Origin of the sequence: Giesbergeria sp. (assembly GCF_028686475.1) — a bacterium.
Lineage (GTDB): Bacteria > Pseudomonadota > Gammaproteobacteria > Burkholderiales > Burkholderiaceae_C > Simplicispira.
Genome location: NZ_JAQUCA010000022.1, coordinates 29,169 through 50,255, shown reverse-complemented (window position 1 = coordinate 50,255; position 21,087 = coordinate 29,169). Strand labels below are relative to the sequence as shown.

Genomic DNA, 21,087 nt, shown 5'->3' with positions numbered 1-21,087 from the left:
CCAGCGGCGCAAGGTTGTTATGGACACACCTAATGCCTTTGCTGCTTCTCCTATACTTATTAATCTGTTCATAATGGATAGATTAGCGTAGATTTGAGTAGATTCATTGAGTTCTGCTGCTAACCCTCAACACCCAAGAGGACATTGCCAACTATCTAACCTTGGTGCTGGAACGAGACGATATGCCAGCGTTTTATCACGCACTTAACGTGGTGGCCCGTGCGCGGGGCATGACGGCAGTGGCGGCGCAATCGGGCCTGACCCGCGAGGCACTGTACAAGGCACTGCGCCCCCAATCACAACCACGCTTTGACACCATTTATCGTATCTGCAAGGCTCTGGGTGTGCGTCTGGTAGGCAAGCCGATTGAAAAATAAGGGAGTATTTTTTGCAAAAGCTCGAAGAACAAGAAGCCCACGAAATCCTCAAAGTGACGCACTATTGCGATGAACCTGAATCCGTGAATTCATGTCAAAAATCTCCAGTTTCCCTATTGAAATCAATAGTTTAGGCTCCAAATACTGTTCACCCAGCAGGTGAATCCCCATGCCCAATTTCATTCTCAAACAGTTGCCCTACGACCTGAGCGCCCAGGCCGGTCTGGCCTTGATTGGCAAGTACCTCCAGCGCATCAACCTCAACCGTCTGGTCGATGCTCAATTTCCGGGCAGTGGCGATGAATCTGCTGCGCCTGATAGGCCAGCACACGCTGCACGAACCCGAAGCGCCGATGCGCCATGAGGCCCAGCGTCGGCGCATTCGTACCGTGATGCAGGAGATGATGTTCAAAGCAGCCCGCATGGTGCACCACGCGCGCCAGTGGGTGCTGGGACTGGGTAAAAACGACGCGGCCTTTACGGTGTTTGAGCGCCACTGGCGGCAACTGGACGACACGGCGTAAGCCAGTCCCACCGATGGAGGGAGCAAGCAAGTAAACAATGTATTCAATCAAACACCGATGCAAAGCGGAGAGCCTCTCCGAGGGGGTCGCCTGCCCGCTTGCGCCCTAGATAGCCAAAATACCCGCTTTGTGGTGCGATTGGAGTGACAAAAAGCACGCGAACAGCGGCGCAGGAGGGCATTAGGGTGCAATGCGGGTGCATATTTGCAGAAAAAATCGGCTGAGGCCGGGGTGGCCGGGAGGTGCTTTTTTTGTCACGGATTCAGGATCTATTCTTCAACAAGCCGTCAGTCAATGCGGCACCACAGGCAGCCCCGCAAAGGCACTGGGCACAAAGGCCGGAAACTCTTCCGGATCAAAGGCTTTATCGCCTGCCGGGTCGGCTACGCCGGTAGCTTGCAGCGCCTTGAAATCAAAATGCCGACTGTCCATAAAGTGCGAGGGCACCAAGTTTTGCAGCGCCACCGCCATATTCTCAATCCGGCCCGGATACTGGCTTTGCCAATCGCGCAGCATTTGGCCCATTTGCTGGCGTTGCAAATTTTCTTGGCTGCCGCACAAGGTACACGGAATAATCGGGAAGGCGCGCAACTGCGCCCAACGGGCCAAATCGGCCTCGGCCACATAAGCGAGCGGGCGAATCACCAAATGGTTGCCCCGGTCGCTTACCACTTTGGGCGGCATACCCTTGAGCTTGCCGCCAAAAAACATATTCAGCAAGAAGGTTTGCAGCATATCGTCGCGGTGGTGGCCCAAGGCAATTTTTTTGCAACCCAACTCATCAGCCAGCCGGTACAAAATGCCCCGGCGCAAGCGCGAACACAGGCTGCACATGGTTTTGCCTTCGGGGATGTGCTTTTTCACCACGCTGTAAGTGTCTTGGGTTTCGATATGGAACGGCACGCCCAAGCGTGTCAGGTACTCGGGCAGCACATGGGCCGGAAAACCGGGCTGTTTTTGGTCTAAGTTGACGGCCACGATGTCAAAGCGTGGCGCGCCCCGGCGTTGCAGTTTGAGCAAAAAATCCAACAGGCCATAGCTGTCTTTGCCGCCCGAGAGGCAAACCATAATGCGGTCGCCGTCTGCAAGCAGGCCAAAATCATTCACCGCTTGGCGCACTTGGCGGTACAGGCGTTTTTCTAGCTTGTGCTGCGCGTGGGAGGGGCTGTCGGAGGCTTGGGATTCGGTGGAAGTGTGCATGGTGATGGGGATGGGCCAACAAAAAAGCCAGCGCGCCTGGCAGGCGGCTGGCTGGCGGCAGGCGCAAGCGCTGGCTATTATTTCAGCAGCGAGAGCACGCCCTGTGGAATCTGGTTGGCTTGCGCCACCATCGCCGTGCCGGCCTGTTGCAGAATTTGCACCCGCGACAGGTTGGCGGTTTCTACCGCAAAATCGGCGTCCATAATGCGCGAACGCGAAGCGGACAGGTTCTCTGAGGTGATATTCAGGTTGTTGATAGCGGTTTCAAAGCGGGCTTGCATAGCACCCAGCTTGGCACGCTCGCTGCTGACAAAAGCCAAGGCCGAATCGACGGTTTTGAGGGCATTGGTGGCGTTTTCAAAAGTGGTGACATCCAAGTCAGAAACACGTTGCAGTCGAGACGCTCCCGCATTCAATACGCCACCGCCATCCGTGACATTGAACGACAGGTTAGAATCTAGCGTAAGGTAACCACTGGTGGTTACAAATTGATCATCACCAATAGTAGGCAATTGTACAGCGGCTCCTGAAAGTGTTGGGTCTCCAGTTCCATCATATGACTGACCATCAGCTCCCAGTTTGTAAATGTCAATGGTCTCAGCATTAGTAATATTGGTGATCGTACCGACTGAAATATCATTACCACTGGCATTGGTCAGAAGCAACTGCTTGCCATCAGAGGATAGGCTAGCGGTGATGCCGGTTTTAGCGGTCTGCTCATTCACAGCTGCCACAGCAGGAGCCAAACGATCGGAACTGGTCGTTCCTTCTAAATTAAAGGCAATGGTTACTGGCTGAGTATTGTTAGAGACCAAACTGAGCGAGAAAGCACCGCTGACTGGATCAGTAACACCATCACTAAACACCAGTGCTGCTTGGGTACGCGCGGTGGCCGTCACCCCAGTCTTATCTGAAATGCCGTTGATCTTGTTGGCAATGCTGGCAGCCGTTTCAGGATCTTCCACAGCCACTCCACTACTGCTAGGCGATCCACTAATCTGAATGGTACCGCCACCTGCAATTCCGTTAGCGGGAGGGAGTAAAGGAACTGCAAGAGGATCATATGCAGCAGGTCCTGCTGGTGGCATGCCAAACCCACTCACTGCCGTATTCTGGTTATTACCATAGGTAGCAGCCCGCATATTGGCGGTGTTGGCAATAATCGTTTGGTTGGCATTGGCCCCCACCTGGAATTGAGCGGTACCAAAAGTGCCATCCAGCAACTTTTTGCCGTTAAATTCGGTGGTCAAGGAGATACGATCCAACTCGGCCACCAATTGGCTTACTTCTTGTTGCAGTGCTTTGCGGTCACTGGCACTGTTAGTAGCATTGGCCGATTGCACCGCCAACTCGCGCACCCGTTGCAAAATATCGCCGGAAGCTTTCAGCGCCCCTTCGGCCACTTGCGACAAAGAAATACCATCGTTGGCATTGCGTGCAGCTTGGTTGGTGCCACGGATTTGGCTGGTAAAACGCTCCGAGATGGCCAAGCCAGCGGCATCGTCTTTAGCGGTGTTGATACGCAGCCCGGAGGACAAGCGGTTGATCGACGTGTTCAGCGACGCTTGGCTGGTGCTCAGATTGCGCTGCGCGGTCAGGGAAGCGACATTGGTGTTGATAGTGGATGCCATCGCATAACTCCTACGGGGGACAGAGGTGTAAACAAATACATCTGCCGGTTTTGCGTAAAGCTGCCCGGCGGACTGGGGTGAAACAATGAAGGTGATTGTGGAGATGCTGGCGCAGCGTGTTCGCTCGATAAGCGCCAGAAACCCGCGCCAATTGCAGGCAACAAACCCGCCAGCGCCCCACAATCACAACCGCCACCGCCACAATTCCACCCATGAGCCACGCCATCACCCTGTCACGCAAAAAGCTTCCCATCGGCATCCAAACCTTCGCGCTGATTCGCCAAGACAACTGCTACTACATGAACTACTCCACGCCTATGCGTTGCAAAGGATGGAGTTTCACGGGAGCCATAAACTCCCGTCTCGGCCAGTTCCTGACCGGATATGGATTCCAAAGCCCAGCGCAACACTACACGCGCTGAAGCCGTATCACTGTTCTCTTGATGCCCGCATTGTTCGCAGCAGTGCATTCTTTGTGAGAGCTGCTTTTTGGCCACATGCCAGCACTGTTCAATGGCCAAGTCTATCTGTTCGAGTTCAAAGTGCTGGAGCTGGTGCCCCAAGGCAAGGCATTGGAGCAAATTCGCCAGCGCGGCTACGCTGATGAATACCGCAGTCGGGGCGAGCCTATCCACCTCATCGGTGTAGAGTTCAGCAAGGAAAAGCGCAGCGTGGTGGGCTTTGAGGTCGAGACCTTGTAATGCCGCCCGATGCCTGCCTTGGCTTGCGGCTACTTTGTGCGCCAATCTTGCAATTTTTCCTTAAGTTTTGGCTGCACTGTCCGAAAATCTCTCTACCAGGATGCAACAGCGTTGTTATCGGAGCGCTAGGCCAGTGCAAGCAGGCCAAAGCCGGTGCATACTGTGGTTTCCTTGTTGGCGGCAACGCCATCTTTCAGTCGTTTCTTTAGGAGATTTGTTATGGCATCCACCATCAATAGCAACATTGCTTCCCTGACCGCGCAGCGCAACCTCAGCACTAGCCAGTCTTCCCTCAACACTTCTATCAGCCGCCTGTCGTCTGGTTTGCGTATCAACAGCGCCAAGGACGACGCTGCTGGCTTGGCCATTTCTGAGCGTTTCACCAGCCAAGTCAAGGGCACCAACCAAGCTATCCGCAACGCAGGCGATGGCATCTCTTTGGCGCAAACCGCCGAAGGCGCGCTCAAGTCTTCTAACGATATTTTGCAGCGCGTGCGTGAACTGGCGGTGCAATCGGCCAACGCCACCAACAGCTCCAGCGACCGCAAGGCCCTGCAAGAAGAAGTCAACCAGCTGGTGTCTGAGTTGGATCGCATCTCGCAAACCACCGAGTTCAACGGTAAAAAGCTGTTGGATGGTTCGTTTGGTAGCCAACAATTCCAAGTGGGTGCCAACGCCAACCAAACCATCGCGGTCGGCACCGCCAACATGCGTACCAGCAGCTACGGTAACAACCAGATGGCTGCCAGTGGTTTGGGCGCACAATCTACTGCTAACAACGGCATGACGCCTGCTACGGCCAAAATTTATGGCAGTGCTGGCAGTGCTACGGTGGACGTTGGTGCCGATGCCACAGCCAGAGATATTGCTGGCTTGGTCAATGCCCAAAGCGATAAGACGGGTGTCACGGCCACCGCTATCACCAAGGCCGAACTTTCTTTTGATACTTCGGGCACCTATTCGCTCAACTTGAAGTCTGACAATGCCACCGCTACACCAGTCAACTTCAATATTTCGGCTACAGGTACTGCCGAAGGTTTGGCTGCTGCTGTCACTGCCATCAACGATGTATCATCCAAAACGGGTGTCACTGCCGCTGTCAACAAGGCAGGTACCGCCATCGAGTTGACCAATTCCTCCGGTAATGATGTACAGGTGGGCAACTCTGGTGCGGCTAATGCGGGTGTTGCTTCCTTGGCCAAGCTGGATCAGTACGGTACCGCAGAAGCCTCTCCAATTGCTGCTACCGATACAGGAGGTGCCTTAGGAACACTGGCTACCGTAGGAGGCATTGTTACTTTGGATTCCAGCAAAGGCTTTACTGTCGCTGACGGTGGTGATGCTTTGGGTGGTAGCGTTGACGATGGTACGGGTACCATCGCGGCCACCACCGGTTCTGCTATGAACACCGTGGCTGATTTAGACATCACCAGCTTTGACGGTGCCACCAAGGCCCTCAAAACCGTAGATTCGGCTATTGCCAACATCAGCAGCGAACGCGCCAAGCTGGGCGCTATGCAATCGCGCTTTGAAACTGCCATCGGCAACCTGAGCAATTCGTCGGAAAACATGTCTGCGGCCAAGTCACGCATCCAAGATGCCGACTTTGCGGTAGAAACCGCCAACCTGTCGCGCGCCCAAATCTTGCAACAGGCTGGCACTGCGATGGTGGCCCAGGCCAACCAGCTGCCGCAAGGCGTGCTGTCACTTTTGCGATAAGCCGCAGGGGCTGGAGGGGAGTTTTTCGGCTGTTGCCACCCTAGGCTCCTCCTCTTCTTTCTCGTCTGAAGCCTACCGCAAAGCGTTGCAACCCGCCGAGTGGCAGAAAAAAGAAAAGAGGGAAGAAGGGGGAAAAAAAGCCAAAGAAACGAAGCAGCACGAAAAAGAAAAAACCCGCTCCGAGAAGGCAAAGGAAGCGCAAGCGCCAAACAAGAAGCCTGCCGATGCCCTCTCGCCCCACGTCCAAACCCGCAGTCCTGCGGGTTTTTCGTTGGAGCAGTCATCCCCTTCAGAGGCAGGCACCATCGACGCCAGCCAAGCGCAGCAGGCAGCCCAGCTGTCGCGCACGCAAATGGTGCGAGGCACCGACGCAGCCCTGACAGCCCAAGCGCGTCGTCTGTCTCCTAACGTGTTGGTTTTGTTGTATTAGTCGATTCGTCGATGCCTTGCAAGTATTTTTTTGCGGCGGTGGCCACGGTGCCGCCGCCTTTTTTATGGCACTTTTGGCCCCAAACAAGGTCAATAGCTTGCGAATTGGCGGGTTTAGGCGTACGTTTACCACGGTTTACGGCGCTGGCGTAGCGCCATAATTTCCCTTGAAATTTCAGGAGTTTTGATATGGCATCCATTTCATCAATCGGTGTAGGTAGTGGGCTGGACGTTAAGTCCATCGTTTCCCAGTTGGTGGAACTGGAAAAGCGGCCACTGCAAAAGCTAGAGCTGCAAGCGGCCACCGTCAATGCCAAAATTTCGGCCTTTGGCCAAGTGAAGTCTTTAGTCTCTACCCTGTCCGACGCGGCCAGCAAGCTTACCAGCGTCACGGGTTGGAATGGTGTGACCACCAGCTCCTCCAGTAGTGAATTTGTCAGTGCTACAGCGGTGGGCGGCACCTTGCCCACCAGCTTTAGTGTCGAAGTAACCCAGCTGGCCAAAGCGCAATCTACGGCTTCTAACTCTATCAGTGGCATTGTCGGCTCGGGCACCATGACGATTGCATTGGGCAAGTGGGATGCAGCTGGCCCCGGCGCTAGCGGTGCTTTTACCGGCAACACGCCAGCATCGTCGGTGGATATTACGGTATCGGCCACCGACACCGTGGCCGATATTGCCAGCAAAATCAACGGTGCTAATGCGGGTGTCACGGCCACTATCCTGACCGATGCCAGCGGCCAACGTTTGCTTTTAAGCGGCAAAAATACTGGCGAAACAGCAGGTTTTAACGTAACCACCACGGGGGGAACTCCGGGTGGGCTTGACCGTTTGGCCACTACCGCCATTGATGCCACGGCTGGAGCCGTACAGGCTGCTGCCAATGCCACGGCCAAGGTCAACGGCCTGACGGTCACCTCTAGCACCAACACTTTTGCCAATACCGTAGCCGGTGTCACTTTCAAGGCCGAAAAAATGCCCGAAACTGGCACCAAGACAGTACAGATTAACGTCACCAAAGACAACAGCGCCGTCAAAGCGAATATCACGGCCTTTGTCGATGCCTACAACGCCGTCAACTCTTACCTGTCCGAGGCCACCAAATACGATGCGGCCACCAAACAGGCCGGTTTGTTCCAAGGGGACTCTACGGCAGTCAGTTTGCAAAACTCCTTGCGGGCAGTGATGCAATCGACCTCCAAAGGTTCTGGTGTCTATAAAACCTTGAGCGATATTGGCGTGGGTGTGCAGCGTGGCGGCAATTTAGAGATTGATTCTGCCAAGCTATCGGCTGCCTTAGAAAACCCCGACGAGCTGAAAAAGATGTTCCGTGGCTCCGATGCCGTGGCCAGCGGCATTGCCGCCGGTATCAAATCATTGGCCACCGACATGCTCAGTACCGATGGTTTCTTCAAAACCAAAGATACCTCGCTGCAACTGTCGCTCAAGCGCAATAGCCAAGACCAAGACCGCGTCAAAGAGAAGGCCAACACCCTAGAAAACCGCCTCAATGCGCGTTACAGCGCTTTGGATTCGAAGATGGCCACGCTCAATGCCCTCAATTCTTACGTCAGCCAGCAAGTCACGGCTTGGAATAAGCAAGGCTCTAACTAAGGCATAGCACTTTAGTTTGAGACCATTTGGCCGATATTTACCACTATTATTCTTCCGTAAGGATTGACAGCATGTTTGGCCCCAATCGCAACCGTGCCGCTTCTGCTTATCAGCGTATCAACGTTGAGACCAGTATGCACACAATGGATCAGCACCAGCTGGTGCATCTGTTGTACCAAGGCGTGCTGGAGGCCATCACCGCAGCGCGGGGTGCCTTGGCGCGCGATGATGTCGCACTCAAATGTAACAGCATTGCCAAAGCAATGCGGATTATTGAAGAAGGGCTGGCCACCGCCCTGGACCGCGAAAACGGTGGCCAAATCGCTCAAAATTTGAGCGATTTGTATGAATATTGTTTGGCCCGCTTGGTGCAGGCCAACATCCACAACGACGATGCTATCTTAGAAGAGGTCGCCCGCATTATTGGGCCGATTGCCCAAGGCTGGAGCGACATGAAAAACCCCGGCGCAGCCAGCTCTGCACCGGACAGCGTGCCGCCAGTCGGCCACACGGTGACAAGCGAGGGTTGAGCCATGCCAGAAATGTTAATCGACTATTACAAAGCCATCGAGGCCAGCAGCGTCAAGATGTTAGAAGCCGCCCAGCACAAAGATTGGGATGGCGTGGTGCGCTACGAGACGGCTTGTGCGGTGCTGATTGAGCAGTTGCGTACCAAAGCCAAACAGCTGGAGCTGCTGCCCGAGCATCGGCACGAAAAAATACGCATCATGCAGCGCATTTTGCACAACGATGCACAAATTCGCTGTCTGGCCGAGCCTTGGCTGACCCAGTTTGAACAGATGTTTGCTGGCCAGCCCCAGCTGATTCACTGACATCACTGTATTGCCTCGCAATGCACTGCGCCGCCAGTCCCTGTTGTTGGGGGCTGGCGGCGCAAGTTTTTGGGGGTTAGATTTTTGCGCGGCTATCGCCTAGCCAACAAAAAGCCCGTCCTGTGGTACACACAGGGCGGGCTTTTTGCAGTGCAAACTGGGAGGGGGGTAGGGGCAAAAAAATGGGTTCAATGGATGGATGCCTCCTCAAGCGTGGCGCAAACGTGCGGCTCACACCTGCATGTTCATGATGTCGGTATAGGCTTGCACCATGCGGTTACGCACATGCAAGGAGGCTTGGAAGCCGATTTGCGCCTTTTGCATGGCCAACATGGTCTCTTCTAAGCTGACGTTGGGGTTTTCTAGCTGCACTTGGCGCTGCAAGTGTGTGGTTTGGTTTTGCGCGGCACTGACCGATTGCAAGGCATCCTTAAAGGCTGTGCTAAACCCTAAGTCCTCAACGTTGCTGCGTTGACCGGTCTCGGGGGTGCGGCGTAGGGGTGCAGTGCTAGGAGATGGCGCGGAGGGAAAGACAGTGCGGATGTCCATGATAGTCTTGCTCTGAAAAGGTGGCGATGGCAGTGATGGTAGGCACAAGTGCAGCGGCTATCCGGGCAAATAACAAGCCAAAGGCCGGGCTTATCCGCCGAGTGCAAGGGCGGCCAGTTCCCATAATCGGACGCACGCAAAGTCCGTGTATCCGGGCGCTGTCCTATTGGAATAAAAAATGTCTGCCATCGCCGAACTCCCTGCCAATGCCAATTCGCCACCTGCTCGGCCTGTCTGGTTGCAGCGTCTGTCTGCGCTAGACAACGGGCAACGCCTGCGCTTAGGGGGCGGTGTCGCCCTGCTGGTGGCGGCGGTGCTGGTGGCCTTGATGCTCAACCGCCAACCCGATTACAAGGTGTTGTTTTCTAACCTGAGTGACAAAGATGGCGGTGCCATCGTGGCGCAGTTGGCGCAGATGAATGTGCCCTACAAATACACCGAGGGCGGCGGAGCGATTTTGATTCCCACCGACCGGGTGCACGATATTCGCCTGCGTTTGGCTTCGCAAGGGCTGCCCAAAGGCTCGGTGTCGGGTTTTGAACTGACCGAAACCAATCGCTTTGGCACCACACAGTTTCAGGAGCGCCTGAACTTTCAGCGCGGCCTAGAGGGCGAGTTGACGCGCTCGATTCAATCTTTGGCATCGGTGCAAAGTGCGCGCGTGCATTTGGCGCTGCCCAACCAAAATGGATTTTTTCGGGAGCAGCAAAAGCCTTCGGCTTCGGTGCTGGTAAGTTTGTATCCGGGGCGCATGTTAGACAAGGCCCAATTGGCTGGCATTGTGCATTTAGTGGCCGCCAGCGTGCCCGAGTTAGAGCCTACCGCCGTGAGTGTGCTGGACGATACTGGCAAGCTGTTGTCCAAATCGCCCGATGGCACGGATGACAAAGGCTTTGATGCCCAGCAGCTGATGTACGTGCAGCAGATTGAGCAGATGTACACCAAGCGCGTGATGGACATTTTGGAGCCGGTGGTGGGGCGTGAAAACGTCAAAGCCCAAGTGACGGCAGAGATTGATTTCAGTCGCACCGAATCCACCCAAGAGCAGCACCGCCCCAACCAAAACGCCGAAGCGGGTGCTATCCGTAGCCAGCAGGTATTAGAGAGCAGCACCAACCAAGCCGACCCTGCCCCCCCTACGGGCATTCCGGGTGCTGCTACCAACCAGCCGCAAGCGCCACAACCGGCGGTTGCCCCCATCAATGGCCCGAATCCCGCCCCCGGCGCTGCCGGTGCAAGCAAAGCCATCAGCAACAGCAAGCGCGAGTCCATCACCAATTACGAAGTGGACAAAACCATCCGCGTCACCCGTGGCAACAGTGGTCAGGTTAAGCGCTTAACGGCAGCGGTGGTGGTCAACTACCAAAACGCCGTGGATGAAAAAGGCGTGCCGATTACCAAAGGCATGACCCCGGAACAAATTGCCCAAATGACCGCCTTGGTGCGCGAATCCATCGGCTTTAACCCCGAGCGTGGCGATTCGGTCAACCTGATGAACACCCCGTTCCAAGCCGACAATGCCAAGGCCGAAGCCTTGCCGCTGTGGAAGCAACCCGAAACCCTGGAGCTGGCACGCAGTTTTGCTTGGCCAGTGGGGATTGCTTTGTTTGCTGGTTTGGTCTTGTTGGGCTTGGTGCGTCCGGCCATCAAGGCACTGGTACCGCCCCCGCCCAATGCCGATGGCAGCCCACAGCAGCCCTTGGATGCGCTAGAAGCTGAAATCCCAGACCGCCCTGCCCTGACCGCACCGGGCGACCTGACACCAGAACAGCATCGCTTAGAAGAGGCGCGCGCCTTGGCCCGCCAAAACCCCATTGCAGTTGCTAACATTGTGAAAGCTTGGGTGAATGGCGAATAAAGCTGGCCCCCTACTTGCATAAGAATGGATTTTTATCATGGATGACCAAGGGCTGAACGACGCTGCCGTGTTTTTGATGTCTCTGGGCGAGGAAGAAGCCTCCGAGGTGTTCAAGCATTTTTCGCCCAAAGAGGTGCAAAAGCTGGGCGAGGCCATTGCGCGGATGCGCTCAGTCTCGCACGACAAAGTCAATGAGGTGGTGCTTAAATTTACCAATGCGGCGGCGGCGCAAAGCCTGTTGGTGTCCGATACCAGCGACTATGTGCGCTCGGTATTGCGCCGCGCTTTGGGTGACGATAAGGCATCCTTGCTGATTGACCGCATCTTGCAAGGCGGTGATGTATCAGGGATTGAAAGCCTCAAGTGGATGGACCCGCTGTCGGTGGCCGAACTGTTGCGCAACGAGCACCCGCAAATCATCGCCGCTATTCTGGTGCATTTGGATTATGAACAGGCCGCTGCGGTACTCAAGCAGTTTACCGACCGCCAGCGTAGCGAGGTGATGCTGCGTGTGGCCACGCTAGAGGGCATCCAGCCGGTAGCCCTGAAAGACTTGAACGAGGTATTGTTCAAAGTGCTGGCCGGGGGCGACAAAATTCGCAAAACCTCGCTCGGTGGCGTTAAAACAGCGGCAGAAATTATCAACCTGCTGGGTTCCAACATCGAGTCTTCGGTGCTGGAGTCCATTAGCAGCCACGACCCGGAGCTGGCACAAAAAATCATGGACAAGATGTTCGTGTTCGAGCACATGGTCAAGCTCGACGACCGTTCTATCCAAGTGGTGCTGCGCGAGGTGGCTTCCGAGACCCTCATCATTGCCCTCAAGGGTGCTTCGGGCGAGTTGATGAACAAGTTTCTCAACAACATGTCCAAGCGTGCCTCGGCGGCGCTCAAAGAAGACTTGGAAGCACGCGGCCCCCTGCGCTTGTCCGAAGTGGAAGAACAACAAAAGGAGATTATCAAAATTGTGCGTCGTCTGGCCGACGAGGGTCAGGTGGTAATCAGCAGTGGTGCCGAAGACAGCTATGTCTAAACCCCGTAGCGTTTATGCCCGCTTCATTCCGCGTGAAGAAGTGGGGCATGTGGTGCCGGTGCAATTTTCTACGATGGAGCAGGGCGGTTTTTCGGCCCTGAGTTTTGGCCTTCCAACTTCTGCCCTAGAGCAAAAAGCCAAAGAAGAAGCCCAGCGCCAGCAGCAGCGCCAGCTAGAGCTAGAGCAGCAAGCCCTGCAACAGCAGCAGCAATACCAACAGGAGCTAGAACAGGCGCGCCAAGAAGCCTACGATTTGGGCGTAGAGCAGGGTTTGGCCGAGGGTCTAGAGCAAGGCAAGCAACAAGGCCAAGCCCAAGCCACGCAAGAATGGCAACAACGCATGGACGACTACGTGCAAGGCCAAGGCAAAGAGGCGGCGGCGCGCTTGGATGCCGTGGTGCGCGAGTTGGATGCCGATTTGCAAGCCATGCAAGGCTATTTGGCCCAACATGTGCTAGAGCTGGCCTGTAGTATTGCGCGCCAAGTGGTGCGCCAAGAGCTGCACATCAACCCCAAAGCCCTAGAGCCAGTGGTGCGCGAAGCGCTGGACATGCTGGTCACCGATGGCCGTCCGGCGACGGTGCGCCTCAACCCCGACGATTACGCGGTGGTGTCCGACGCCTTGCGCGCCGAGTTTGCCGATGGCAGCGTGCAATGGGTGGCCGATGCTGCCGTGGCCGCTGGCGGCTGTATGGTCGAATTGGCGGGTACAGTGATTGATGGCCATTTAGAAAAACGCTGGCAGCGTGCGGTGGCCACGCTGGGGCTAGAGTTGCCTTGGCAGATAGAACCCACCACTGTGCAAGGTCAGCCCCATGACCACTAAAGACCCCCAAGCCCCCCAAGACCGCACCGCCGCTTGGGCGCACTTTATGGACGGTGCCAAAGCGCGCGTCTCTAGCGGCATCACGCTAGAAACCCGTGGCACCCTGACGCGCCTGACCGGCTTGGTGTTAGAAGCCAAAGGCATTCGCGTGCCGGTGGGTTCGCAATGCTTTTTAGAAATGCCTGGCAAAGAGCCGGTACTGGCCGAAGTGGTCGGCTTTGAAGGCGAACGCGCTTTTCTCATGCCCGCTGGCGACATCCACGGCATGTCCAGTGGTGCCAGCGTGGTGCCAGCACCACCCTATGTGCAGGTGCCGCGTTTGGGCGAAGAAATACGCCCGATTAGCGCCGTCAGTATGTTGCGCCTGCCGATGGGCGATGGCCTATTGGGGCGGGTAGTGGACTCGCAAGGCATTCCGCTAGACCACGGTGGCCCGCTGCAACACGTCAGTGCCGAGCCCATGAACCGCCAGCCCATCAACGCGATGGAGCGTGACCCGGTGCGTACACCGCTGGATACCGGCGTGCGCGCTATCAACGCCCTACTGACCGTGGGGCGCGGCCAGCGTCTGGGTTTATTTGCTGGCTCCGGCGTGGGCAAAAGCGTGTTGTTGGGCATGATGGCCCGTTACACCCGCGCCGATGTGATTGTGGTGGGTTTGATTGGCGAACGCGGCCGCGAAGTCAAAGAGTTTGTTGAAGACATTTTGGGTGCCCAAGACCGGGGCCGTGCCGTGGTGGTGGCTGCCCCCGCCGATGCGCCGCCCCTGCTACGGATGCAAGGTGCCGCCTATGCCACCGCCGTGGCCGAGCATTTCCGCGACAAGGGCCAGCATGTGCTGCTGCTGATGGACTCGCTCACCCGTTACGCGATGGCACAGCGCGAGATTGCCCTGGCGATTGGCGAGCCACCCGCCACCAAAGGCTACCCGCCCTCGTGCTTTGCCAAACTGCCCGGCTTGGTCGAGCGCAGTGGCAATGGCTTGCATGGCGTCGGCTCTATCACCGCGTTTTACACCGTGCTGTCGGAAGGCGATGACCAACAAGACCCGATTGCCGATTCGGCGCGCGCGATTTTGGATGGCCACTTTGTGTTGTCGCGCGCACTGGCCGAAATGGGACATTTTCCGGCGATTGACATCGAACAATCGGCCTCGCGCGTGATGAACAACGTGGTCAGCCGTGAGCATTTTGAGCTGGCGCGCCGCTTTCGCGCGGCTTACTCGCGCTACCAAAAGGCGCGCGATTTGATTCAGGTCGGGGCCTACATGAGCGGTTCAGATCCCCAACTGGACGATGCTATTCGGCGCCAGCCAGCGATGGTGGCCTTCTTGCAGCAAGGAATGCACGAAGCCTCCTCCTTAGAAGACAGCTGTGCCATGATGGCGCAAATCCTCCAATAACGGCAGGCAAGGAACACCCATGTCTTCGGCATTGCGCGGCTTGATGGTGGCAGTAGATGCTGCCGAGCGCCAACGCGACGAAGCGCGGCGCTTACTGCAAAACACGCGCAGTGCCCAGATGGCAGCGCAAGGCCAATTAGACCAGCTGCAAGCCTACGCCAACGAGACCGAAGGCCGTTGGGGGATGCGTGCCAATGCCATGATGGCCCCCGAGGTGATGTTTCACCATTACCAATTTATGGACCGTTTAGGCCATGCAATGGGTTTACAAACCACGGTGGTGCAACAACACAGCTACCGGGTAGAGCAAGCGCAACAAGTGTTATTGCAAGCCGAATTGCGCCTGAGCAGTTTGCAAAAATTGGTGGCCAAGCGCCGCCAAGAAATCGAACTGGTCCAAATGCGCCGTGAGCAAAAACAAACTGATGAACGTGCTGCCCAGCAGTACTTTCAGCAACGCAAACCCCTGTAAGGGTCAGGAGCCGAAATCATGGAAAAAATGCACGTAGCGCCCTCTGCCAACCACGCCGCCTCTGGCACCACTGCCGCCAAACAGCGTGCATCCCAAGGTGCGCCAGGCCAAGCGGCAAGTGCCGGTGATTTTTTAGGTTTATTGACTGCTTTGGGCGATAGCCTTTTGTCTGGCAGTGAGACAGATACAGCAGGCCAGGGATTGTTGTCCCAAGCAGACCAGCAGTTGCCTTCAACCCTGGCAACGTCTATAACGTCCAACGCAGAAACCGCTCCCGGTGCGTTAATGTCCTCTTTGTTGGCCTTGCAGGCCGGGTTTACGGGTGCTGCCAATCCAACGCAGCTATCCCAAACCCAAACCCAAGCGCCTGCTGCTCTGCAAAGCATGGCGACCGTGCAATTGGGTGCAGGAAAAAATCACAATCCCTTGTCCACCCTCCCCACTTCAACAGCAACGGCAGGGCTACCACTGGCCACAGGGCAGATGCCAAACGCCATGCAAACCTTCTTGGGTGAAGGGGTTGCCGCCGGTTCGCGTAGCGTAGCGGCGCTCAGCAGCGGCGGCGAACTCGGCCTGGTGGCACAAACGGCTGCCTTAGATGGCGCGCTGGAGAGCGAATCAGCGCAAACGCTTGGTTTGGGCAAAAAAATACCGGGCCGCAATTTTGCCGCTGCCAGCAGCGTCCCTACCACCGAGGCTTGGGCAGGGCGCAGCGCAGCCAGCCAGCGTTTAGATGCGCTAGAGCAGCGCAGCACCGCCCAAATGGCCAATGCAAGCAACGTCGCCCCCACGCTGGTGCAGACGGCCATCAACAACGCGCAACCACAGCCAGCGCACGACTGGCTACCTGCGGGCAACCACCTGCCCAGCACCTTCAATGAAGCGACTGCCGCACCAAGCAGCGAAACGCTAGGGGGCCTGTTGGCCGGGCAAGGCCAAGGCGCAGGGCGTGGCAACGAGGGCGGGCGTGGCACCTCTGCTGGCCAAAACCCCGATGCCCAAGGGGTGTATGGCCTGAGCGGCCCCAGCACCGATGCCGCAACGCTGGCAGAAAACCCGATGTTCGATTTGGCCAACGCCTTACCGACCGAAGACAGCGTGGCCGAGCAGGTGTCTTACTGGGTGCATCAAAATATCCAAAATGCCGAACTCACGGTAGAGCATGACGGGCATCCGGTACAAGTCACGGTCAGCCTGAACGGCAACGAAGCCCATGTAAGTTTTACCAGCGACCAAAACGAAACCCGCGCCCTGCTCGATGCCAGCCAGGCCCAGTTGCGCGCCCTGCTAGAGAGCCAAGGGCTGGTATTGTCGGGCATGAACGTGGGCGAATCTGCCACCCAAGGCCAAGGCAACAACCCCAGCGGCCAGCGCGGTGGCGCGCCCACAGACGCGCGCACCACCACCGTAGAGGCCCACGCTCCAACGCCACGCCCACGCAGCGCCGACATCATCAGCGACAAGGCCGTGGATATTTTTGTTTAAGCTAGGCGATATAGGCCATAGGCTTAGAGAATGCCAAGGCTTTGGCGTTTTAATCTGGCTATTATCCAAGGCTTACTGTGCCCATAATGCACCTCATTTACTGCCGCCAGCCCATGCCCAGCATAGGGCCTAAGCTGGCGTTTGTTGCAAGGAAATTTCATCGTGCCATCTAACCCCCCGGCTGACGACTCTGCCGCCCCGCCTGCCAAGGGCAAGAAAAAACTGCTGATTATTGGCGCTGTTGTGTTCGTGTTGCTGCTCGTCGGTGGCGGCGGTGCTTTTTGGATGATGTCTAAAGGCGCAGCTGGCGAAGAAGGCGAAGCCGCACAGGCCGAATCCAAGGCCACGGTGCCCACCTTCTTACCCCTGGAAAACATGGTGGTCAATTTGGCCGATGCGGGCGGCGAGCGCTTTGTGCAATTGGGCATTACGCTAGAGGTAGGCGACGAAAAAACCGCCGACCAGCTCAAAAAGCTCATGCCCAGCGTGCGTAGCACCATTTTGATGCTGGTATCCCAGCGCACCGCCGAAGACCTGTTGCGCCTAGAAGGCAAAGAAAAGCTGGCCACCGACATCCAACGTGAAGCCGGCAAAGCGCTAGGCTTTAAGCCTCCTGCCGCACGGGCTGCCCCCGAGGAAGAGGAAGAGGCACCACGCCGACGGCAAAATCCGGTGCGCCGCGTGCTGTTCTCCAGCTTTATCATCCAATGATGCCGATAGGGTCGCCGCCATGAGCGAATCATTTCTATCCCAAGAAGAGGTCGATGCCCTTCTGGAGGGCGTAACGGGTGAGAGCCAAAAACATGCCGAAGAAGTGCATGAAGAAGGCGAAGTCCGCCGCTATGACATCTCTAGCCAAGAGCGCATTGTGCGCGGGCGTATGCCGACGATGGAAATCGTCAACGAGCGCTTTGCCCGCAACTTTCGTATTGGCCTGTTCAACTTTATCCGCCGCAGCCCAGAAATCTCGGTTGGCACGGTGGCTGTGCAACGTTACAGCGCTTTTTTGCGTGAGCTGGCCGTACCCACCAACTTCAACATTGTCGCCATTCGGCCCCTGCGCGGCAGTGGCCTGATTGTGTGTGAGCCGTCCATCGTCTTTGGCATCATCGACACCCTGTTTGGCGGGGTTGGCAAGTTCCAAACCCGCATTGAAGGGCGCGATTTTTCGCCCACCGAGCAGCGCATCATCAACCGCTTGGTGGATGTGATTTGTGCCGAATACAAAAAAGCTTGGCATGGCATCTACCCGCTAGAGTTAGAGTACCAACGCTCGGAAATGCAGCCGCAGTTTGCCAACATTGCCACCCCGAGTGAAATTGTGGTCTCAACCGCGTTTCAGTTAGAAATTGGCGACTTGGCCGGGGCCATCCATATCTGTATGCCCTACGCCACGATGGAGCCGATTCGTGATGTGCTGTACTCCTCCACCCAGGGCGACTCGATTGAAGTAGACCGCCGCTGGGTACAGGTATTGACACGCGAAATTCAATCGGCAGAAGTCACGCTGGTGGCCGAGCTGGCCCGGGCCGATGCCACGGTAGAACAATTGTTGGCCATGAAGCCGGGCGACTTTATCGAGTTGGATCGCGAGCCGCGTATCCGTGCCTCGGTGGGTGGCGTGCCGGTGTTCAGCTGCCAATATGGCACCCACAACGCGAAATATGCAATTCGCATCGAAGAATGTCTACGCACCACAGACCTGAGCTGGATGGGAGATAAGAATGGCAAATGAAGAAGAAAACAAGCCCGCAGGCGATGATGCTTTTGCTGGCTGGGCCGAAGCCCTAGAAGAGCAAAAAAAGGTGGACGACAAATCGTCTGGCCTCAACACCGAACAGGGCGGCCCTTTAACCGGCGAGCCTCTGCGGCCTTTTGGCCCGACAGTAGATGCCGCGCCCGCCATCAACGACATCAACATGGTGCTGGATATTCCGGTGCAGTTGTCGGTAGAGTTGGGGCGCACCAAGGTGCCGATTAAATACATTTTGCAACTGGCCCAAGGCTCGGTGGTCGAGTTGGACGCGCTGGCCGGTGAGCCGATGGATGTGCTGGTCAATGGCTACCTGATTGCCCAGGGCGAGGTGGTGGTGGTGAACGACAAGTTCGGTATCCGCCTGACCGATGTGGTCACGCCCTCAGAGCGGCTACGCCGCGTCAGCCGTGGCGGATAGCGGTAGCATCACCCAGACCTTGCTGGTGGTGGTGCTGTTTATTGGCGCAATGGCCAGCGCACCGTGGTTGTTGCGCCAGTGGCAGCAGCGCCATGCCGCCCAAGCCCCAGCCGGGGTAGCAGCCAAGGTGCTATCGGTGGTGGCGGTGGGGCCACAGCAGCGCGTGGTGATGGTAGAAATTGCCACAGAGCAAGAAAAAACCCGCTTAGTGCTGGGTGTCACGGCGCAAAACATCAGTTGTCTGCATGTGCTGCCGCCTTCGGTGGCCCCGGTGTCTTTTGCCCATGCCGTGGCCCAAGCCACGCACGCCACCCCAGCCACGCCAGTTGGCAATGCCAAGGATGCCAGCCATGCCTCAGTCTAGGCATTTCCATTGGCTGGGTGCTGCCAGCGTTTTAGGTTTGCTGGCGCTGCTGGCCTTGCCCAGTCCGGCGCTGGCCCAAGCCGCTGGCAGTTTGCCGGTGTTGGTCGGCTCGGGTGGCTCGGGCACCAGTTTCTCGGTGCCGATTCAGACGCTGCTGTTTTTTACGGCACTGTCTTTTTTGCCCAGCATTTTGCTGATGATGACGGGTTTTACGCGCATTGTGATTGTGTTGTCGCTGATTCGGCAAGCGCTGGGCACGCAATCATCGCCACCGAACCAAGTCATTATTGGCTTGTCGCTGTTTTTAACCATGTTTGTCATGGGGCCGACGCTGGACAAGGTGTACCAAGATGCCTATGTGCCCTATACCACCAACGCTATCAGCTTTGAGCAGGCCGTGGCCAAGGCCGAAGCGCCGATGCGCTCGTTCATGCTGAAACAAACGCGCCAGTCGGACTTTTCTTTGTTTGCCAAGCTGGCCAAACTAGACCCCAGCACCACAGCAGAGACCGCTCCGCTGCGCGTACTCGTGCCCGCCTTTGTCACCAGTGAACTGAAATCGGCCTTTCAAATTGGCTTCATGATTTTTATTCCATTTTTGGTGATTGACATGGTGGTGTCGAGCATTTTGATGTCCTTGGGCATGATGATGCTGTCGCCGGTGTTGGTGGCTTTGCCATTCAAGCTGATGCTGTTTGTGCTGGCCGATGGCTGGAATTTGTTGGTCGGCTCTTTGGCTGCCAGCTTTGTTACCTAGATGGGCGAGAATTTTCCATGACCCCCCAAATGGTTTTGACTATCGGGCGCGAGGCCCTGACCTTGCTGCTGATGATTTCTATGCCGGTGCTGGGTACCGTGCTGGCTGTGGGCCTGCTGGTGAGTATTTTTCAGGCGGTGACGCAAATCCACGAGGCCACATTGGCCTTTGTGCCCAAGCTGGTGGCCGCCATGCTGGTATTTGCGCTGGCTGGCCCGTGGATGCTCAGCACCTTGGTCGATTACATCCGCCGCACGATTGAATCCATTCCTGGCATCATGGGCTAAATGGGTTCTACCGGCCTCATCACCTTTACCGAGGCACAACTGGTCGGCTGGCTGTCGCCGATTTTGTGGCCGTTTTTGCGCGTGCTGGCATTGTTTACGGCGGCACCGCTGTTTTCTATCCGCGTCATTCCCGCACGGGCCAAGGTAGGCTTGGCTTTTTTTATTGCCCTGTGCGCGCAGCCGATGCTGATAGACCAGCCCGTGGTAATGTTCAACGGCCCGGCGGCACTGGGGGCAGTGATGCAGCAATTGGCGATTGGTTTGGCTTTGGGCTTTGCCGTGCGCTTGGTGTTTGCCTCAGTCGAGCTGGCGGGCGAAATTATTGGCCTGCAAATGGGTTTGAATTTTGCCTCGTTTTTTGACCCGAGTAGCAATACCCAAATCAGCGCTGTGGGGCGTTTTTATAGCCAAATCGCGCTGCTGCTGTTTGTGGTGATTAACGGCCATTTGCTGCTGATTATGGCGGTGGTCGAGAGTTTTACGCATTTTCCGGTGGACGGAAACTTTTTGTACGCCCTGGGGCGCATGAAACTGCACGAGCTGGGCGCTTCGCTGTTTTCCAGCGCCATGTGGATTGCCCTGCCGCTGATGGCGCTGCTGTTGTTTGTCAACCTGACGATGGGCATTATTTCGCGCGTGGCCCCGCAAATGAATATTTATGCCGTGGGTTTTCCGGTCACGCTCACGGTGGGTTTGTTGGGCATTACCGCCACCTTGCCGATGTTAGAGCAGCCGATTTTGACGTTGTTACAACAGGCGATTGACCTGTTTGCCAGCAGGCGTTAGTGCCCTTGATGAAAAGAGCCAGTGCAGAATTCGTAGGTTGGGTTGCGTGCAACCCAACATAACCCT

The 21,087-nt window shown here is 56.5% G+C and carries 27 protein-coding genes; 23 read left to right on the top strand and 4 right to left on the bottom strand.

Annotated elements, in window-relative coordinates:
* Positions 1-113 precede the first annotated feature (113 nt).
* From PHX60_RS13050 to PHX60_RS13040, 3 genes are all read left to right on the top strand, one after another.
* A complete protein-coding gene (locus PHX60_RS13050; protein WP_300078488.1) occupies positions 114-377 on the top strand; it encodes an addiction module antidote protein in 264 nt (87 codons plus the stop codon).
* Between the two features lie 169 nt (positions 378-546).
* Positions 547-741 carry a hypothetical protein gene (locus PHX60_RS13045; RefSeq protein ID WP_300078475.1) on the top strand — a complete coding sequence of 65 codons (195 nt, stop codon included), beginning with the start codon at positions 547-549 and terminating at the stop codon, positions 739-741.
* Positions 677-901: a hypothetical protein gene (locus PHX60_RS13040; protein WP_300078473.1), complete on the top strand. Its 225-nt coding sequence runs from the start codon at positions 677-679 to the stop codon at positions 899-901. Before PHX60_RS13045 ends, PHX60_RS13040 begins: the two co-directional genes overlap by 65 nt.
* A gap of 291 nt (positions 902-1,192) precedes the next feature.
* On the opposite strand, the gene ttcA is transcribed toward PHX60_RS13040, so the two are convergent.
* Together ttcA and PHX60_RS13030 are read right to left on the bottom strand one after the other, a co-directional pair.
* Positions 1,193-2,101, bottom strand: a complete 909-nt coding sequence (gene ttcA / locus PHX60_RS13035; RefSeq protein WP_300078471.1) for a tRNA 2-thiocytidine(32) synthetase TtcA — start codon at positions 2,099-2,101, stop codon at positions 1,193-1,195.
* A gap of 77 nt (positions 2,102-2,178) precedes the next feature.
* Entirely contained in the window at positions 2,179-3,732 is a 1,554-nt protein-coding gene (locus PHX60_RS13030) for a flagellin (RefSeq protein WP_300078468.1), read from the bottom strand.
* 212 nt (positions 3,733-3,944) lie between these two features.
* Here PHX60_RS13030 and PHX60_RS13025 point away from each other — a divergent pair, with 212 nt between their 5' ends.
* The 4 genes from PHX60_RS13025 to PHX60_RS13010 all read left to right on the top strand — a co-directional run bounded on the left by PHX60_RS13025 (position 3,945) and on the right by PHX60_RS13010 (position 6,582).
* The gene (locus PHX60_RS13025) at positions 3,945-4,154 is read left to right on the top strand and encodes a hypothetical protein (RefSeq protein ID WP_300078466.1); all 210 of its coding nucleotides are present in this window, start codon (positions 3,945-3,947) and stop codon (positions 4,152-4,154) included.
* 75 nt (positions 4,155-4,229) lie between these two features.
* Complete coding sequence (locus tag PHX60_RS13020) at positions 4,230-4,433, top strand: PD-(D/E)XK nuclease domain-containing protein (protein ID WP_300078464.1); 204 nt, start codon at positions 4,230-4,232, stop codon at positions 4,431-4,433.
* 219 nt (positions 4,434-4,652) lie between these two features.
* Positions 4,653-6,152 (top strand): flagellin, encoded by a 1,500-nt coding sequence (locus PHX60_RS13015; protein ID WP_300078462.1) that lies wholly within the window; start codon positions 4,653-4,655, stop codon positions 6,150-6,152.
* Between the two features lie 85 nt (positions 6,153-6,237).
* Positions 6,238-6,582, top strand: coding sequence for a hypothetical protein (locus PHX60_RS13010; RefSeq protein WP_300078460.1), 345 nt, complete (start codon positions 6,238-6,240; stop codon positions 6,580-6,582).
* Here the strand turns inward: PHX60_RS13010 and PHX60_RS13005 are convergent.
* Positions 6,557-6,781, bottom strand: a complete 225-nt coding sequence (locus PHX60_RS13005; RefSeq protein ID WP_300078458.1) for a hypothetical protein — start codon at positions 6,779-6,781, stop codon at positions 6,557-6,559. The genes PHX60_RS13010 and PHX60_RS13005 overlap by 26 nt on opposite strands.
* Between PHX60_RS13005 and fliD the strand changes: the two genes are divergently transcribed.
* The 3 genes from fliD (at position 6,771) to PHX60_RS12990 (ending at position 9,028) form a co-directional block, all read left to right on the top strand.
* Positions 6,771-8,195 carry a flagellar filament capping protein FliD gene (gene fliD / locus PHX60_RS13000; RefSeq protein WP_300078455.1) on the top strand — a complete coding sequence of 475 codons (1,425 nt, stop codon included), beginning with the start codon at positions 6,771-6,773 and terminating at the stop codon, positions 8,193-8,195. The genes PHX60_RS13005 and fliD overlap by 11 nt on opposite strands.
* A 71-nt stretch (positions 8,196-8,266) precedes the next feature.
* Entirely contained in the window at positions 8,267-8,725 is a 459-nt protein-coding gene (gene fliS, locus PHX60_RS12995) for a flagellar export chaperone FliS (RefSeq protein WP_300078453.1), read from the top strand.
* A gap of 3 nt (positions 8,726-8,728) precedes the next feature.
* Complete coding sequence (locus tag PHX60_RS12990) at positions 8,729-9,028, top strand: flagellar protein FliT (protein WP_300078451.1); 300 nt, start codon at positions 8,729-8,731, stop codon at positions 9,026-9,028.
* 231 nt (positions 9,029-9,259) lie between these two features.
* Here the strand turns inward: PHX60_RS12990 and fliE are convergent, their stop codons facing one another.
* Positions 9,260-9,577 carry a flagellar hook-basal body complex protein FliE gene (fliE, locus tag PHX60_RS12985; protein WP_300078449.1) on the bottom strand — a complete coding sequence of 106 codons (318 nt, stop codon included), beginning with the start codon at positions 9,575-9,577 and terminating at the stop codon, positions 9,260-9,262.
* Between the two features lie 178 nt (positions 9,578-9,755).
* Here fliE and fliF point away from each other — a divergent pair, with 178 nt between their 5' ends.
* The 13 genes from fliF to fliR all read left to right on the top strand — a co-directional run bounded on the left by fliF (position 9,756) and on the right by fliR (position 21,021).
* On the top strand, positions 9,756-11,435 hold the full coding sequence (gene fliF, locus PHX60_RS12980; protein ID WP_300078446.1) for a flagellar basal-body MS-ring/collar protein FliF: 1,680 nt from the start codon (positions 9,756-9,758) through the stop codon (positions 11,433-11,435).
* A gap of 37 nt (positions 11,436-11,472) precedes the next feature.
* The gene (gene fliG / locus PHX60_RS12975) at positions 11,473-12,468 is read left to right on the top strand and encodes a flagellar motor switch protein FliG (RefSeq protein ID WP_300078443.1); all 996 of its coding nucleotides are present in this window, start codon (positions 11,473-11,475) and stop codon (positions 12,466-12,468) included.
* Positions 12,461-13,294 (top strand): FliH/SctL family protein, encoded by an 834-nt coding sequence (locus tag PHX60_RS12970; protein ID WP_300078441.1) that lies wholly within the window; start codon positions 12,461-12,463, stop codon positions 13,292-13,294. The genes fliG and PHX60_RS12970 overlap by 8 nt, the downstream gene beginning before the upstream one ends.
* Before the next feature lie 46 nt (positions 13,295-13,340).
* The gene (gene fliI, locus PHX60_RS12965) at positions 13,341-14,696 is read left to right on the top strand and encodes a flagellar protein export ATPase FliI (protein ID WP_300078486.1); all 1,356 of its coding nucleotides are present in this window, start codon (positions 13,341-13,343) and stop codon (positions 14,694-14,696) included.
* Between the two features lie 19 nt (positions 14,697-14,715).
* Positions 14,716-15,168 (top strand): flagellar export protein FliJ, encoded by a 453-nt coding sequence (fliJ, locus tag PHX60_RS12960; RefSeq protein ID WP_300078439.1) that lies wholly within the window; start codon positions 14,716-14,718, stop codon positions 15,166-15,168.
* Positions 15,169-15,186: 18 nt separating this feature from the next.
* Positions 15,187-16,653, top strand: coding sequence for a flagellar hook-length control protein FliK (locus tag PHX60_RS12955; RefSeq protein WP_300078437.1), 1,467 nt, complete (start codon positions 15,187-15,189; stop codon positions 16,651-16,653).
* Positions 16,654-16,815: 162 nt separating this feature from the next.
* Positions 16,816-17,364, top strand: a complete 549-nt coding sequence (locus tag PHX60_RS12950) for a flagellar basal body-associated FliL family protein (RefSeq protein WP_300078435.1) — start codon at positions 16,816-16,818, stop codon at positions 17,362-17,364.
* A 19-nt stretch (positions 17,365-17,383) separates the two neighbouring features.
* Positions 17,384-18,388 (top strand): flagellar motor switch protein FliM, encoded by a 1,005-nt coding sequence (fliM, locus tag PHX60_RS12945; protein WP_300078433.1) that lies wholly within the window; start codon positions 17,384-17,386, stop codon positions 18,386-18,388.
* Complete coding sequence (gene fliN / locus PHX60_RS12940) at positions 18,378-18,827, top strand: flagellar motor switch protein FliN (protein WP_300078430.1); 450 nt, start codon at positions 18,378-18,380, stop codon at positions 18,825-18,827. The genes fliM and fliN overlap by 11 nt, the downstream gene beginning before the upstream one ends.
* Complete coding sequence (locus PHX60_RS12935; protein WP_300078427.1) at positions 18,778-19,191, top strand: flagellar biosynthetic protein FliO; 414 nt, start codon at positions 18,778-18,780, stop codon at positions 19,189-19,191. The genes fliN and PHX60_RS12935 overlap by 50 nt, the downstream gene beginning before the upstream one ends.
* Positions 19,178-19,948 carry a flagellar type III secretion system pore protein FliP gene (gene fliP, locus PHX60_RS12930; protein ID WP_300078424.1) on the top strand — a complete coding sequence of 257 codons (771 nt, stop codon included), beginning with the start codon at positions 19,178-19,180 and terminating at the stop codon, positions 19,946-19,948. Before PHX60_RS12935 ends, fliP begins: the two co-directional genes overlap by 14 nt.
* Positions 19,949-19,965: 17 nt before the next feature.
* The gene (gene fliQ / locus PHX60_RS12925) at positions 19,966-20,235 is read left to right on the top strand and encodes a flagellar biosynthesis protein FliQ (protein ID WP_300078423.1); all 270 of its coding nucleotides are present in this window, start codon (positions 19,966-19,968) and stop codon (positions 20,233-20,235) included.
* Positions 20,236-21,021 (top strand): flagellar biosynthetic protein FliR, encoded by a 786-nt coding sequence (gene fliR / locus PHX60_RS12920; protein ID WP_300078420.1) that lies wholly within the window; start codon positions 20,236-20,238, stop codon positions 21,019-21,021. It begins immediately after the preceding gene.
* The last annotated feature ends 66 nt before the right edge of the window (positions 21,022-21,087 follow it).

Excerpts from the sequence above, each read along its gene's own strand:
- PHX60_RS13045 (WP_300078475.1), top strand. The coding sequence starts at position 547 with ATGCCCAATTTCATTCTCAAACAGTTGCCCTACGACCTGAGCGCCCAG.
- PHX60_RS13040 (WP_300078473.1), top strand. The coding sequence starts at position 677 with ATGAATCTGCTGCGCCTGATAGGCCAGCACACGCTGCACGAACCCGAA.
- ttcA (WP_300078471.1), bottom strand. The coding sequence starts at position 2,101 with ATGCACACTTCCACCGAATCCCAAGCCTCCGACAGCCCCTCCCACGCG.
- PHX60_RS13030 (WP_300078468.1), bottom strand. The coding sequence starts at position 3,732 with ATGGCATCCACTATCAACACCAATGTCGCTTCCCTGACCGCGCAGCGC.
- PHX60_RS13025 (WP_300078466.1), top strand. The coding sequence starts at position 3,945 with ATGAGCCACGCCATCACCCTGTCACGCAAAAAGCTTCCCATCGGCATC.
- PHX60_RS13020 (WP_300078464.1), top strand. The coding sequence starts at position 4,230 with ATGCCAGCACTGTTCAATGGCCAAGTCTATCTGTTCGAGTTCAAAGTG.
- PHX60_RS13015 (WP_300078462.1), top strand. The coding sequence starts at position 4,653 with ATGGCATCCACCATCAATAGCAACATTGCTTCCCTGACCGCGCAGCGC.
- fliD (WP_300078455.1), top strand. The coding sequence starts at position 6,771 with ATGGCATCCATTTCATCAATCGGTGTAGGTAGTGGGCTGGACGTTAAG.
- PHX60_RS13005 (WP_300078458.1), bottom strand. The coding sequence starts at position 6,781 with ATGGATGCCATATCAAAACTCCTGAAATTTCAAGGGAAATTATGGCGC.
- fliS (WP_300078453.1), top strand. The coding sequence starts at position 8,267 with ATGTTTGGCCCCAATCGCAACCGTGCCGCTTCTGCTTATCAGCGTATC.
- PHX60_RS12990 (WP_300078451.1), top strand. The coding sequence starts at position 8,729 with ATGCCAGAAATGTTAATCGACTATTACAAAGCCATCGAGGCCAGCAGC.
- fliE (WP_300078449.1), bottom strand. The coding sequence starts at position 9,577 with ATGGACATCCGCACTGTCTTTCCCTCCGCGCCATCTCCTAGCACTGCA.
- fliF (WP_300078446.1), top strand. The coding sequence starts at position 9,756 with ATGTCTGCCATCGCCGAACTCCCTGCCAATGCCAATTCGCCACCTGCT.
- fliG (WP_300078443.1), top strand. The coding sequence starts at position 11,473 with ATGGATGACCAAGGGCTGAACGACGCTGCCGTGTTTTTGATGTCTCTG.
- PHX60_RS12970 (WP_300078441.1), top strand. The coding sequence starts at position 12,461 with ATGTCTAAACCCCGTAGCGTTTATGCCCGCTTCATTCCGCGTGAAGAA.
- fliI (WP_300078486.1), top strand. The coding sequence starts at position 13,341 with ATGGACGGTGCCAAAGCGCGCGTCTCTAGCGGCATCACGCTAGAAACC.
- fliJ (WP_300078439.1), top strand. The coding sequence starts at position 14,716 with ATGTCTTCGGCATTGCGCGGCTTGATGGTGGCAGTAGATGCTGCCGAG.
- PHX60_RS12955 (WP_300078437.1), top strand. The coding sequence starts at position 15,187 with ATGGAAAAAATGCACGTAGCGCCCTCTGCCAACCACGCCGCCTCTGGC.
- fliM (WP_300078433.1), top strand. The coding sequence starts at position 17,384 with ATGAGCGAATCATTTCTATCCCAAGAAGAGGTCGATGCCCTTCTGGAG.
- fliN (WP_300078430.1), top strand. The coding sequence starts at position 18,378 with ATGGCAAATGAAGAAGAAAACAAGCCCGCAGGCGATGATGCTTTTGCT.
- PHX60_RS12935 (WP_300078427.1), top strand. The coding sequence starts at position 18,778 with ATGTGGTCACGCCCTCAGAGCGGCTACGCCGCGTCAGCCGTGGCGGAT.
- fliP (WP_300078424.1), top strand. The coding sequence starts at position 19,178 with ATGCCTCAGTCTAGGCATTTCCATTGGCTGGGTGCTGCCAGCGTTTTA.
- fliQ (WP_300078423.1), top strand. The coding sequence starts at position 19,966 with ATGACCCCCCAAATGGTTTTGACTATCGGGCGCGAGGCCCTGACCTTG.
- fliR (WP_300078420.1), top strand. The coding sequence starts at position 20,236 with ATGGGTTCTACCGGCCTCATCACCTTTACCGAGGCACAACTGGTCGGC.